Genomic DNA, 12805 nt, shown 5'->3' with positions numbered 1-12805 from the left:
AGGAGATCCGCATCGAGGTCGTGAACGCCGCGTCCGAGGAGGACGCCGTCGAGGTCGGCCGCTCGATCGCCCGCAACAACCTCCTCAAGTGCGCGATCCACGGCGAGGACCCCAACTGGGGCCGGGTGCTCTCCGCCATCGGCACCACCTCCGCCGCCTTCGACCCCGACCGGCTCAACGTGGCCATCAACGGGGTCTGGGTCTGCAAGAACGGCTCCGTCGGGGAGGACCGCGACCTCGTCGACATGACCCCCCGCGAGGTCGGCATCACCGCGGACCTCTCCCACGGCACCGAGTCCGCCGTCATCTGGGCCAACGACCTGACCGCCGAGTACGTCCACGAGAACAGCGCGTACAGCTCATGACCGGGACCGCACGCAAGCACACGGCCCTCCCGAAGGCGCAGACCCTCATCGAGGCCCTGCCCTGGCTGACCCGCCACCACGGCAAGACCGTCGTCATCAAGTTCGGCGGCAACGCCATGGTGGACGAGGAGCTGAAGGCGGCCTTCGCCCAGGACGTGGTGTTCCTGCGGCACGCGGGCCTCAAGCCCGTGGTGGTCCACGGCGGCGGCCCCCAGATCAACGCCCAGCTGGACAAGGAAGGCCTGGTCAGCGAGTTCAGGGCGGGTCTGCGGGTCACCACGCCCGAGGCGATGGACGTGGTCCGGATGGTCCTGGCCGGGCGGGTCCAGCGGGAGCTGGTCGGCCTGCTCAACCAGCACGGGCCGTTCGCCGTCGGCATGACCGGCGAGGACGCCCACACCATCAGCGCGGTCCGGCACCGGCCGGAGATCGACGGCGAGCGGGTCGACATCGGCCGGGTCGGCGAGATCACCGCGATAGACACGGGGGCCATCGAGGCCCTGCTCGACGACGGCCGGATCCCGGTGATCTCCTCGATCGCCCGCGGCGCCGACGACGGGCACGTCTACAACGTCAACGCCGACACCGCCGCCGCCGCGCTCGCCGCGGCCCTGGGCGCCGAGACCCTGATGGTCCTCACCGACGTCGAGGGCCTGTACGCGGACTGGCCGCACAGCGACGAGGTCATCAGCCGGCTGACCGTGAGCCAGCTGGAGAAGCTGCTGCCCGACCTCTCCAGCGGCATGGTCCCCAAGATGGAGGGCTGCCTGCACGCCGTACGCAACGGGGTGCACACCGCCCGCGTGATCGACGGGCGGGTCCACCACTCGATCCTGCTGGAGATCTTCACCGACGAGGGCATCGGCACCATGGTCGTACCCGACGCGAACGGAACCGAAGGGGGAGCGGAATGAGCGAGTCGACCGGTAACGAGGCCTACGGGCAGCGCTGGCAGGGCGCCCTGGCCGACAACTACGGCACCCCCGCGGTGGCCCTGGTCCGGGGATCGGGGGCCCAGGTCTGGGACGCCGACGGGCGGCAGTACACCGACTTCGTCGGCGGGATCGCCGTGAACGCCCTCGGCCACGCCCACCCCGCCGTGGTCGGGGCCGTGTCCACGCAGATCGCCACCCTCGGGCACGTCTCCAACCTGTACGCCTCCGAGCCCGTGGTCGCCCTCGGCGAGCGGCTGCTGGGGCTCTTCGGCCGGCCCGGCCGGGTCTTCTTCTGCAATTCCGGTGCAGAGGCGGTCGAGGCCGTCTTCAAGATCGGACGGCTCACCGGCCGCCCGCACATGGTCGCCACCCGGGGCGGCTTCCACGGCCGGACCATGGGCGCCCTCGCCCTCACCGGCCAGCCCGCGAAGCAGACCCCCTTCCTCCCGCTGCCCGGCGAGGTCACCCACGTCCCGTACGGGGACGCGGAGGCCCTGCGGGCCGCGGTCACCGAGGAGACCGCCCTCGTCCTGATCGAGCCCGTCCAGGGCGAGAACGGCGTGGTCGTACCGCCCGCCGGCTACCTGGAGGCCGCCCGCGAGATCACCCGGGCCACCGGCACCCTGCTCGCCCTCGACGAGGTCCAGACCGGCATCGGCCGGTGCGGGCAGTGGTTCGAGCACCAGGCGCACCACGGGGTCGAGCCCGACCTCGTCACCCTCGCCAAGGGGCTCGGCGGCGGCCTGCCGCTGGGCGCCACCGTGGCCTTCGGCCCGGCAGCCGACCTGCTCCGGCCCGGCCACCACGGCACCACCTTCGGCGGGAACCCCGTCGCCTGCGCCGCCGGACTCGCCGTGATCGACACCATCGAGGCCGACGGCCTGCTGGAGCGGGTCAAGGAGACGGGGGAGCGGCTGCGCACCGGAATCGAAGCCTCCGGGCACGCGCTGGTCTCCCACGTCCGCGGTGCCGGCCTTCTGCTGGGTATCGTGCTGACCGAGCCCCTCGCGCCCCAGGTGCAGCAGGCGGCTCAGGATGCCGGCTTCCTGGTCAACGCGCCCGCCCCCGACGTCGTACGGCTCATGCCGCCGTACATCCTGTCCGGGGCGGAGACGGACGCGTTCCTCCGGGCCCTGCCCGGCATCCTCGACGCAGCGCAGACGAACGCGCCGCACGCCGACTAGCGGGGACGGACGATCCGGAGAATGAGACGACGATGAGCCAGGCGCAGGACAACGAGCACGGCGGCCCCGCCGTCCCGCAGACCCGGACCGCCCGCCACCGCCGGATCGTGGACATCCTCAACCGGCAGCCGGTGCGCTCCCAGAGCCAGCTGGCCAAACTGCTCGCGGACGACGGGCTGAGCGTCACCCAGGCGACGCTCAGCCGGGACCTCGACGAGCTGGGCGCGGTCAAGATCCGCAACACGGGCGGCGAGCTGATCTACGCGGTCCCCAGCGAGGGCGGCTTCCGCACCCCGCAGGCCCCGCTCGGCGAGTCGGCCAAGGAGGAGCGGATGCGCCGGCTCTCCGGCGAACTGCTCATCTCCGCCGAGGCCTCCGCCAACCTCGTGGTCCTGCGCACCCCGCCGGGCGCGGCCCAGTTCCTGGCCTCGGCCATCGACCAGGCCGAACTGCACGCGATCCTGGGCACGATCGCGGGCGACGACACCCTGATGCTCATCAGCCGCGACCCGCAGGGCGGCCAGGCCCTCGCCGACCACCTGCTGCGCCTGGCGCAGAAGGAGGGCTGAGCCCGGCCCCCGCCGCCGGGGGCCGCAGCCCACCGCCCGTCCCGGCCCCGCCCGGCCAACTCCCGGGCGGGGCGGGGCCGTTATCCGGAGGACCTCGCCGCCCGTGCGGCCTAGCCTTCGGGCATGAACCTCGTCAAGCTGCTGCTGCTCGTCCTGGCCGCCACCGCGGTCGTGTACGGCGGACTCGGCGCCCGGCACCTGCTGCGGGTGCTGGGGCTGCGCCGGACCGACGCGCGGGTCGCCGCCGCCGGAGTCGACGCCTACTTCGCCGCGCAGGAGCGCGGCGAGCTCCCGCGGGCCGCGACGGCGGAGCTGCTGCTCGCCGGCCTGGTCCGCGTGGACAAGGCGGGGGTGCTGCGGCTCGACGACCCGGCCGGACTACCTGCGGAGGCGGTGCCCGCGGGCCTGCATCCGGTGCTGGCCGCCCTGCTGGCCTCCGTGCGCGCCAGGCACCCCGCGGGTACGCAGCTCAGCCGCATCGAGGCCTTCGACAGCACGTTCCGCCAGGAGTGCAGGGCCTTCCTCCAGGAGCAGGAGCGGCTGCTGCCGGGGCGGCCGCGCCAACCGGGCCGGATACGCGGCGCCGCGGGCTGCTGCCTGGTCTTCCCGGTGCTCTGCGCCGTCGGGGTGACCGCGGCGTTCGCGGTGGTCGCCCTCCTGAACACCCTGCCGAGGACCGGCGGGCAGTGGGCCGCGGCCGCGGGCACCGCGCTGTGCCTGCTGGCGCTGGCCGCCGCCGACAGGCTCTGGAAGCGGCTGCCGTTCCCCGCCGAGAAGGACCGGCTGCGCGCCCACTGCCGGAGCCGGGTGCACCCGGCGCTCGCCGCCCTGGACGAGGCACAGCGCGCGCGGGTGGACCTGACCGCGGCCCCCGTGGTCCGCACCCGCTTCCCGGGCCGCAAGCCCCGCCTGCACCCGCCGCGCATCCCCCGCCCCCGGCAGCCGGGACAGCCCGGCGGGCCCACCCCGCTCCGGGAGCCCGCACCGGCCCGCGGGCCCGGCGCCCCGCGGACCTCCGGGCCCCGGCCGGCCCGCGCCCCGCGCCCGCCGCGGCGCCGCAGGCCCCGGGGCGGACGGGGTCAGTAGCGCGTGACGTCCAGCGGCCCCGCACCGGTGCCCACCGCGAGGTGCGGGCGCCGGCGGGGATCGGCCCAGCGCAGGATGCGGCGCATGGCCTCCTTCGGGACGGAGACGCAGCCGGCCGTGGCCCCCTTGCCGTTGACGTGCAGGAAGATGCCCGCCCCGCGTCCCCGCACCTGTTCGGCGTAGTTGAAGTCCACGACGAGCGCGTGCGCGTACTGGGTCCCGTACGCCCGGAGGTGCTCGGCCTCCCCGGGGGCGCAGTCCGCGGGCAGGGGCTCCACCCAGCGGTTGTAGCGCGTCGAGGCGTTGTCCTGGCACCACCAGGAGTCCGGGCGCACGGGGCGGTACCGGTAGCGGGTCCCCGCGGGCGCGGCCTCGGTTCCGAAGGCGTACGGCAGCCCGTACAGGCCCGCCGGGGTGGTCCCCGTGCCCTGGACCCGTGCGGTCCCCTCGACCAGCCCGCCCGAACCGAACCGGGCCGCGGCGGACCCGGACCGGAACCAGCGGCCGGCCCGCAGGTCCCACCAGGTCACCAGGCCGGTGGTGGAGCCCGCGGCGGGGGCCACGGCCGTGATCAGCTGGCTGCCCCCGCCGGTATCGGCCATCCGGGCGGGCAGGGGGACCTCGGCGGCGGCCGGCCCGGCGGGCGGTGAACCGGCGGTCACCAGCAGGGTGCTGACGAGCAGTGGGCCGAGGAGGAGCGCGGTTCTCATCCGTCAGACGGTACGCGGCGGCAGCGGCAGCGGCAGCGCGGGCAGGCCGTCCAGGCTGGTCCCGACGGTCTCCTTCTTCTCGCAGTACGCCGCGAACTCCTCGTCGGTCTTGCGGCCGAAGTACTCCGCGTGGAGGGTGCGCTCCTCCCGGTAGTCCATGAAGGGCACGGCGTACCCGCAGGTGTCCGAGATCCGGTGGGCCCGGACGAGGACCACCGCGCGGGCGGCGGGCCCGTCGGCCGCCCCGAACAGCGCGATCAGGCCGCCCCAGCGCGGGTCGTCGCGGAACACCGCCTCGCCCTCGCCGTGCACGCGCACGATGTTCGGCGGACCGGAGAAGGCGCACCACATCAGGGTGATCCGGCCGTTCTCGCGCAGGTGCGCGATGGTCTCGGCGCCGCTGCCGCCGAAGTCCAGGTAGGCGAGTGTCTGCTCGTCGATCACGACGAGGGTGCCGGCGCGGCCCTTGGGGGACAGGTTGACGTGCCCGTCCTCGGAGAGCGGGGCGGTCGCGGTGAAGAACACCGGCTGCGCCTCGATGAATTCACGCAGCCGGCCGTCTATGCGTTCGTAGATTCTTCCCATGGCCGGATTATCCGCCTGTCAGCCCGGAAGCCCGGGCGGGGACCCCGCCCGGGTCTGCGCGCCGGGGGACCGCGGGACACCCGGTACCCCGACGGGCTCCACACCGCCCCCGGCCCGCGTGCGGGAGGGCCGCGCAGTGCCGGGGCCGAGGGCAGGTCCCGCCGCGAAGCCGCCCTTGCGCGGGGGTCTCCCGCCCCCGCGTCCGGGCCCTACGCCGACCCGGCCCGGTCGGCGGGCCCAGAGCGGAGCATCCGCTTCCGTCCGGCAGCGGGGCGCCGCGGTACGCCTGCGCCACGGTCCGGGTGCGCCGGGCGCCGGGTACGGCGGGGCCCCGGCCGGGTCAGGGCCGCGGGCCGCCGAGTCCCAGGAGGTGCTGCCAGCGGTCCAGCCGGTGGGGCGGCAGCACCGATCCGCACCGCTCCAGCAGCTCGGACAGCTCTGCGGCCCGCGCCCCCGGTGAGTCCGCCGTACCGCTTGCCTCGGTGCTCCCCGTACCGCCTGCCGCATCGCCTCCCGTGGCCCCCGACGGCCGGCCGGGCCCGTCGGCCGGGTGCAGGAGCACCCACCAGTCCGTCCGGTGCACCGTCGTGACCGCCCGGTCCCGCAGCCGCGGGTCCGGGTCCTCCAGCAGCCCCACGGCCGTGCGCACCGCGGGCAGCCCGCCCTGCGCCAGCAGCAGCCGGAACGCGTCCCGCCGCAGCCGCCCGGGGTTCCCCGGGGCCGTACGCGCCACCAGCCCGTCCGTAGCCAGCCGCCCGGCCCAGGGCAGCAGGGCCAGCGTCGCCTCGCGCACCACGCCGGGCGCCGGATCGTCCAGCAGCGGCAGGACCTGCGGGAACCGGACCAGGCCGAGCAGCCGCAGCCCGGCGACGGCGTGCGCCCTCAGGCGCGGGTCGGGGTGGGGGAGGAAGGAGGTGAGCAGCGGCCCGTCCCCGCGCACCCCGCATTCGGCCAGGCCCAGCAGCGCGCCCGGCGCCGCGGTCGCGGGGTCGGCGCACAGCGCCCGGTAGAGGGCGTGCGGATCCCGGCCGTCCCGGCGCACGCCCCACCGGGCGCAGGCCCGTACCAGCGCGGACCGGTCGCCGAGCCAGGCCGCCGGGTCCCCGGCCCGCCCGCCGGACCGGTGCAGGGCGGTCACCCCGGCCGCGCGTACGGGCGCGCTCCGCGACCCGAGCAGGACGGCCGCCACCTCAGCGGCGACGTCCGTGCCGCCTCCGTCCGAGCCGCTCCCGTCTGACCCGCTCCCGTCCGCGCCGCCTCCGCCCGCGCAGCCCCCGGCCGCTCCGCTCCCGCCCGGGTCACCCCCGCTTCGGGACGCGGCGAGGGCGTGGTCGGCGTGGTCGGCCAGTATGCGCTGGAGCGCCGGATCGGCCGTGGCCGCCGCGCGCCGGGCGGCGGCGAGGGCGCCGAGCAGCCGGCGGCGGACGGCGACCGTCGCGGCCAGCCGCCGCGCCGCCGGGTCCCGCGCGTCCAGCATCCGTACGACCGTCTCCGGCGCACAGGTCTCCAGCGCCTCCCCGAACCGCTCGCGGGCCCAGACCCCCTCGGCCCGCCGGGCCAGCCGCAGCACCAGCGGCGTGAGCAGCCGCAGGGTGTGCTCGGGCGCCTCCTCCAGCGACCGGGAGAGCAGCGCGCGGGCGCGGTCCCGTACGGCCGGGACCCAGTCGGCGCAGCGGAGTACGACCAGGCAGGTGCGGGCCGCCGATCCCTGCGCGGCGGCGAGCGCGGCCTCGCGGACCCGCCCGTCGGGGTGGCACAGGGCGGTCTCCTGCCGGGCCGCCGCCAGCCGCCGCCAGGAGTCCCGGTCCTCCGGGGTGCCCCCGTACCGGCACACGTCCCGCACGCCCTGGTCGAAGACCACCCAGAACCCGGGGTCCCAGTAGTCCAGCACGTCGGAGGGGTGGGCCCCCTCGGTCATCCGGCGCGCCGCCGCCCGGCCCCGTTCTGCGTCCCACGCGCCCATGTCCGCGGACCCCCGCTCCTCGATTGCGCCCCAGCCTAGGAGTTCGACCGGCCTCTGACCTGGGATTTTCGGTGAGCGTTGACGAAACATACGGAGTAGTGCATAGTTATGCCAGTCAGTGAATGCACCGTAAGGAGAAATCCCGTGACCGAGCGCGTCGTACTCGCCTACTCGGGCGGCCTGGACACCTCCGTCGCCATCGGCTGGATCGCCGAGGAGACGGGCGCCGAGGTCATCGCCGTTGCCGTGGACGTCGGCCAGGGCGGCGAGGACCTGGACGTCATCCGCAAGCGCGCGCTCGCCTGCGGTGCCGTGGAGGCCGAGGTCGCCGACGCCAAGGACGAGTTCGCCAACGAGTACTGCCTCCCGGCGATCAAGGCCAACGCCCTCTACATGGACCGGTACCCGCTGGTCTCCGCGCTCTCCCGGCCGACGATCGTCAAGCACCTCGTCGCCGCCGCGAAGAAGCACAACGCCTCGATCGTGGCCCACGGCTGCACGGGCAAGGGCAACGACCAGGTCCGCTTCGAGGCCGGCATCGCCGCCCTCGGCCCCGACCTCAAGTGCATCGCCCCGGTCCGCGACTACGCGATGACCCGCGACAAGGCGATCGCCTTCTGCGAGGCCAAGCAGCTCCCGATCGCGACCACCAAGAAGTCCCCGTACTCCATCGACCAGAACGTCTTCGGGCGCGCCGTCGAGACGGGCTTCCTGGAGGACATCTGGAACGCGCCGATCGAGGACATCTACGAGTACACGTCGAACCCCGCCACCCCGCGCGAGGCCGACGAGGTCGTCATCTCCTTCAAGGAGGGCGTCCCGGTCGCCGTCGACGGCAGGCCCGTCACCGTCCTGCAGGCCATCCAGCAGCTCAACGAGCGCGCCGGCGCCCAGGGCATCGGCCGGATCGACATGGTCGAGGACCGCCTCGTCGGCATCAAGTCCCGCGAGGTGTACGAGGCGCCCGGCGCAATCGCGCTGATCACGGCCCACCAGGAGCTCGAGAACGTCACCGTCGAGCGCGAGCTGGCCCGCTACAAGCGGCAGGTGGAGCAGCGCTGGGGCGAGATGGTCTACGACGGCCTGTGGTTCTCCCCGCTCAAGCGCGCCCTGGACGGCTTCATCAACGAGGCCAACCAGCACGTCACCGGCGACATCCGGATGACCCTGCACGGCGGCCGCGCCGTGGTCACCGGCCGGAAGTCCGACGAGTCCCTCTACGACTTCAACCTGGCGACGTACGACACCGGCGACACCTTCGACCAGTCGAAGGCCCAGGGCTTCATCGAGATCTTCGGCCTCTCCTCGAAGATCGCGGCCAAGCGCGACCTGGCCTGACCCCGAAGTCCCCACCGCACGCCGCCCCCGGTCCCCCCGGGCGCCCGTGAGCGCACCCCGGGTCGGCCGGGGCGCGGCGTACGGCGACACCGGCCGCCTCCCCGTTACCTCCGCGGCGGGGAGGCGGTTGCGTATCCGAAACCATGCAGCAGCCTTGAGGAGCACAGCAGTGAGCAGCAACAACGGTGACGTCCGGCTCTGGGGCGGCCGCTTCGCCGACGGTCCCGCCGAGGCCCTCGCGAAGCTGTCCGCGTCGGTCCACTTCGACTGGCGGCTGGCGCCGTACGACATCGCCGGCTCCCGCGCCCACGCGCGCGTCCTCCACAAGGCCGGGCTGCTCACCGCCGAAGAGCTGGAGCGCATGACCGCCGGGCTCGACGCGCTGGAGGCCGACGTGGCCTCGGGCTCCTTCACCGGCACCATCGCCGACGAGGACGTGCACACCGCCCTGGAGCGGGGCCTGCTGGAGCGGCTCGGACCCGACCTCGGCGGCAAGCTGCGCGCCGGCCGCTCCCGCAACGACCAGGTCGCCACGCTCTTCCGGATGTACCTGCGCGACCACGCCCGGATCGTCGGCGGGCTGATCGCCGAGCTCCAGGACGCGCTGGTCGGCCTCGCCGAGGCGCACGCGGACGTGGCGATGCCGGGCCGCACCCACCTCCAGCACGCCCAGCCGGTGCTCTTCGCCCACCACGTGCTCGCGCACGTCCAGTCCCTGTCCCGGGACGCGGAGCGGCTGCGGCAGTGGGACACGCGCACGGCCGTCTCCCCGTACGGCTCCGGCGCCCTCGCGGGCTCCTCGCTGGGGCTGGACCCGCAGGCGGTCGCCGCGGACCTGGGCTTCGAGCGGGGCTCGGTCGGCAACTCCATCGACGGCACGGCCTCGCGCGACTTCGTGGCCGAGTTCGCCTTCATCACGGCGATGATCGGCATCAACCTCTCCCGGATCGCCGAGGAGGTCATCATCTGGAACACGAAGGAGTTCTCCTTCGTGACCCTGCACGACGCCTTCTCGACCGGCTCGTCGATCATGCCGCAGAAGAAGAACCCGGACATCGCAGAGCTCGCCCGCGGCAAGTCCGGCCGCCTCATCGGCAACCTGACCGGCCTGCTGGCCACCCTCAAGGCCCTTCCGCTGGCGTACAACCGGGACCTCCAGGAGGACAAGGAGCCGGTCTTCGACTCCTGCGACACGCTGGAGGTCCTGCTGCCCGCCTTCACGGGCATGATGGCCACGCTCACGGTGAACCGGGAGCGCATGGAGGAGCTGGCCCCGGCCGGGTTCTCGCTCGCCACCGACATCGCGGAGTGGCTGGTCAAGCAGGGCGTGCCCTTCCGGGTGGCGCACGAGGTCGCGGGGGAGTGCGTCAAGGCCGCCGAGGCCGAGGGCAAGGAGCTGGACCAGCTCACCGACGAGCAGTTCGCGAAGATCTCCGAGCACCTGACCCCCGAGGTCCGTACGGTGCTCAACGTGCCCGGCGCCCTGGCCTCCCGCAACGGCCGCGGCGGCACCGCGCCGAGCGCGGTCGCGGTCCAGCTCGCCGAGGTCAAGGCGGACCTGGTCATCCAGCACGCGTGGGCGGCCCACAAGCGGTAGCCGCGGGTACCGCGGCGGCCGGTCGCGGGGCGCGTGAACGCAGTGAGGGGCGGTCGGCAGCAGCCGGCCGCCCCTTCGTGCACCCTGCGCCACTTCTCCCAAATCTTTTTTGCAAAAATCCTTTTGCAGACCGGCTCCCGGCCCGTACGCTCACGCCATGGCCAGGGACGAGCAGCAGGACGAGCAGCGGGGCAAGCAGCCGGTCGAGCGAGCGGGCAGGCAGGGGGGCGGGCGGCGGGACGAGCCGCGCCAGGACCAGCGGGTGCTCGACCCCGCGCAGGACACGGCGGCCCTCAAGGCCCTCACGCACCCGCTGCGCATCCGCCTGCTGGGCATGCTGCGCAAGGACGGCCCGGCCACGGCGAGCGAGCTCGCCGTCCGGACGGGGGAGTCCTCCGCCTCCACCAGCTACCACCTGCGCGTCCTGGCCAAGTACTCCTTCGTCGCCGGGGCCGAGAACCGCGACGGCCGCGAGCGCCGCTGGCGCGCCGTGCACGCCGTCACCTCGTGGAGCAACGAGGCCATGGCCGCCTCCCCGGCCGCCCAGGCCTGGGTCACGGTCGCCCGCAGGGCCCAGGTCGAGCACCTCCAGGCCTCCCTGGCCCAGCACGAGGCCGACATGGCCGCCGGCCGGCTCGGCCCCGAGTGGACCGAACCGTCCGGCATCACCGACCTGATGCCCCGGCTCACCCCGCAGTCCCTGACCGAGCTGTGGGGGGCCGTCGAGCACAAGGTCGCCGAGCTCGCCGCCCGCGACGAGGCCGACCCGCGCGCCACCCACGTCATGTTCCTGGCCGCAGGCCTCCCCCTGGCCCCCGAACAGACCCCCTCCGCCGCCCCCGCCCCGGCCTCCTCCCCCTCCACCTCCCCCTCAGGGCAGGTGTCGTGAGCACCGACCAGCTCGGCGCCCGCGCGGGCAAGGGCGCCGCCCCCCTGCCGGACCCGGCCTCCGCCCGCCGCCGCTACGCCGCCGCCTGCGCCCTGTTCTGGCTGCCCATCGGCCTGACCATCGCCCCCCTCGTCCTCCTCCTCACGGAGCGCGGCCTGAGCCTGCCCGCCGTCACGGGCCTCGTCGCCGTCCACTCCCTGACCGCCGCCGTCCTCGAACTGCCCACGGGCGGCCTGTCCGACGTCGTCGGCCGCCGGACCGTCCTGGCCGCCGCGGGCCTGCTCAACCTCGGCGCCCTGACCCTCATAGGCCTCGGCTCCTCCCTCTGGCTCCTCGGCCTCGGCACCGCCCTCATGGGCGCCGCCCGCGCCCTGTCCAGCGGACCGGCCGAAGCCTGGTACGTGGACACCGTCCAGGCGCACTCGGGCCCCGACGCCGACCTGCGCACCGGACTGGCCCGCGGCACCGCCGCCGTGTCCGCCGCCCTCGCCGCGGGCACCCTCGTCGGCGGCGCCCTGCCCTGGCTGGCCGGACGGGCCCTCGGCCCCGGCGCCGGGGAGCGGCTGGCCGGGGCCACCGGCGGACTGGTGATCCCGCTCGCCCTGCCGCTCCTCCTGGGGGCGCTGGTGGAAACAGCCTTCGTGGCCTACGTGCTGAGCGCCCTGCCCGAGCCCCCGCGGGCACCGGCCTCGCTGCGCGGGGTGCTGGGCGGCGTACCGGCCACGGTGGCGGACGGGCTGCGCCTGGGCGGCCGCGACCGGCTGGTGCGCCGCATCCTCCTCAGCGCCGCCGCCGTCGGCGGCGCGCTCGCCACCCTCGAACTGCTCACCCCCGGCCGGGTGGCCGCCCTCACCGGCAGCTCGGAGTCCGGAGCGCTCCTCTTCGCCGGACTGGCCTGTGCGGGGTTCGTGTGCTCGGCGGCCGGAGCGGGGCTGGCCCCCGCCGTGGCCCGGCTGGCGGGCAGCAGCGAGCGGGCCGTCCTGGTGTCGCTCGGCGCGAGCGGGGGCGGGCTGCTGCTCCTGTGCCTGACGGTGTCCACCGGATCCGGGGCGGGCGTGGCGGCGGCCGCGCTGGGGTACGGGCTCGTGTACCTGGGCCTCGGGGCGGCCGGCCCCAGCGAGAACGAGCTGCTGCACCGGCGCGTACCGAATTCGGGCCGGGCGACGGCGCTGTCGGTGCAGTCGCTGGCCCTCCAGCTGGCCGGTGCCCTGACCGGCCTGGCCGCCGGCGCCCTCCCGCCGGGCCCCCTCCCCTGGCTCCTGGCCACCACCCTCCTCCTCACAACCACCCTCCTCTGGCTCCCCCGCTCTCCCCGCCCCGCCTAACCTCCCGTGCCCGCGCCTCAAGCGCCGGCGGGGCTGGATTTGGCTGATGGCCGGTTGGACGGTGCTGCTGCACGAGTCCAGCTCAGGTGCGGCAAATTCCAGCCCGCGCGGCGTTTGAGCGCACCGTGCGCGGAGCGCACGGAAACGGGGCCCGGGGCGAAGCCCCGACCCCTCAGCCCCGCCGGCGCTTGAGACGCGGGGCCCGGGGCTGGGCTCCGGTGTCGGGGAGGGTTGGGACGTTGGGGTCTCGGGTGAGACG

General features: G+C 75.0%; 12 protein-coding genes. 9 read left to right on the top strand and 3 right to left on the bottom strand.

Annotated features, from left to right (window positions below):
• The 5 genes from ACZ7JZ_RS26930 to ACZ7JZ_RS26910 form a co-directional block, all read left to right on the top strand.
• Positions 1-365, top strand: a 365-nt coding sequence (locus ACZ7JZ_RS26930) for a bifunctional ornithine acetyltransferase/N-acetylglutamate synthase (protein ID WP_470943560.1), incomplete at its 5' end; no start/stop codon positions are given.
• Positions 362-1279: an acetylglutamate kinase gene (gene argB / locus ACZ7JZ_RS26925; protein ID WP_470943559.1), complete on the top strand. Its 918-nt coding sequence runs from the start codon at positions 362-364 to the stop codon at positions 1277-1279. The genes ACZ7JZ_RS26930 and argB, both read left to right, overlap by 4 nt.
• Positions 1276-2484, top strand: coding sequence for an acetylornithine transaminase (locus ACZ7JZ_RS26920; RefSeq protein WP_470943558.1), 1209 nt, complete (start codon positions 1276-1278; stop codon positions 2482-2484). Before argB ends, ACZ7JZ_RS26920 begins: the two co-directional genes overlap by 4 nt.
• A gap of 32 nt (positions 2485-2516) precedes the next feature.
• Complete coding sequence (locus ACZ7JZ_RS26915) at positions 2517-3053, top strand: arginine repressor (protein ID WP_470943556.1); 537 nt, start codon at positions 2517-2519, stop codon at positions 3051-3053.
• 123 nt (positions 3054-3176) lie between these two features.
• Positions 3177-4139, top strand: a complete 963-nt coding sequence (locus ACZ7JZ_RS26910; protein WP_470943554.1) for a hypothetical protein — start codon at positions 3177-3179, stop codon at positions 4137-4139.
• On the opposite strand, the gene ACZ7JZ_RS26905 is transcribed toward ACZ7JZ_RS26910, so the two are convergent.
• From ACZ7JZ_RS26905 to ACZ7JZ_RS26895, 3 genes are all read right to left on the bottom strand, one after another.
• A complete protein-coding gene (locus ACZ7JZ_RS26905) occupies positions 4133-4849 on the bottom strand; it encodes a L,D-transpeptidase family protein (RefSeq protein WP_470943552.1) in 717 nt (238 codons plus the stop codon). The genes ACZ7JZ_RS26910 and ACZ7JZ_RS26905 overlap by 7 nt on opposite strands.
• Positions 4850-4852: 3 nt before the next feature.
• On the bottom strand, positions 4853-5434 hold the full coding sequence (locus tag ACZ7JZ_RS26900) for a pyridoxamine 5'-phosphate oxidase family protein (protein WP_470943550.1): 582 nt from the start codon (positions 5432-5434) through the stop codon (positions 4853-4855).
• Positions 5435-5774: 340 nt separating this feature from the next.
• Positions 5775-7352: a HEAT repeat domain-containing protein gene (locus ACZ7JZ_RS26895; protein ID WP_470943548.1), complete on the bottom strand. Its 1578-nt coding sequence runs from the start codon at positions 7350-7352 to the stop codon at positions 5775-5777.
• 189 nt (positions 7353-7541) lie between these two features.
• On the opposite strand from ACZ7JZ_RS26895, the gene ACZ7JZ_RS26890 reads away from it, so the two are divergent.
• The 4 genes from ACZ7JZ_RS26890 to ACZ7JZ_RS26875 all read left to right on the top strand — a co-directional run bounded on the left by ACZ7JZ_RS26890 (position 7542) and on the right by ACZ7JZ_RS26875 (position 12546).
• Positions 7542-8735 carry an argininosuccinate synthase gene (locus tag ACZ7JZ_RS26890; RefSeq protein WP_470943546.1) on the top strand — a complete coding sequence of 398 codons (1194 nt, stop codon included), beginning with the start codon at positions 7542-7544 and terminating at the stop codon, positions 8733-8735.
• Positions 8736-8904: 169 nt separating this feature from the next.
• Positions 8905-10332, top strand: coding sequence for an argininosuccinate lyase (argH, locus tag ACZ7JZ_RS26885; RefSeq protein ID WP_470943545.1), 1428 nt, complete (start codon positions 8905-8907; stop codon positions 10330-10332).
• A gap of 157 nt (positions 10333-10489) precedes the next feature.
• On the top strand, positions 10490-11221 hold the full coding sequence (locus ACZ7JZ_RS26880) for an ArsR/SmtB family transcription factor (protein ID WP_470943543.1): 732 nt from the start codon (positions 10490-10492) through the stop codon (positions 11219-11221).
• The gene (locus ACZ7JZ_RS26875) at positions 11218-12546 is read left to right on the top strand and encodes an MFS transporter (RefSeq protein ID WP_470943542.1); all 1329 of its coding nucleotides are present in this window, start codon (positions 11218-11220) and stop codon (positions 12544-12546) included. The genes ACZ7JZ_RS26880 and ACZ7JZ_RS26875 overlap by 4 nt, the downstream gene beginning before the upstream one ends.
• Positions 12547-12805 lie beyond the last annotated feature (259 nt).

The organism is Streptomyces sp. NPDC038213, assembly GCF_055600495.1.
The sequence above is the reverse complement of the archived record's forward strand: the minus strand, read 5'-3'. Positions and strand labels throughout refer to the sequence as shown.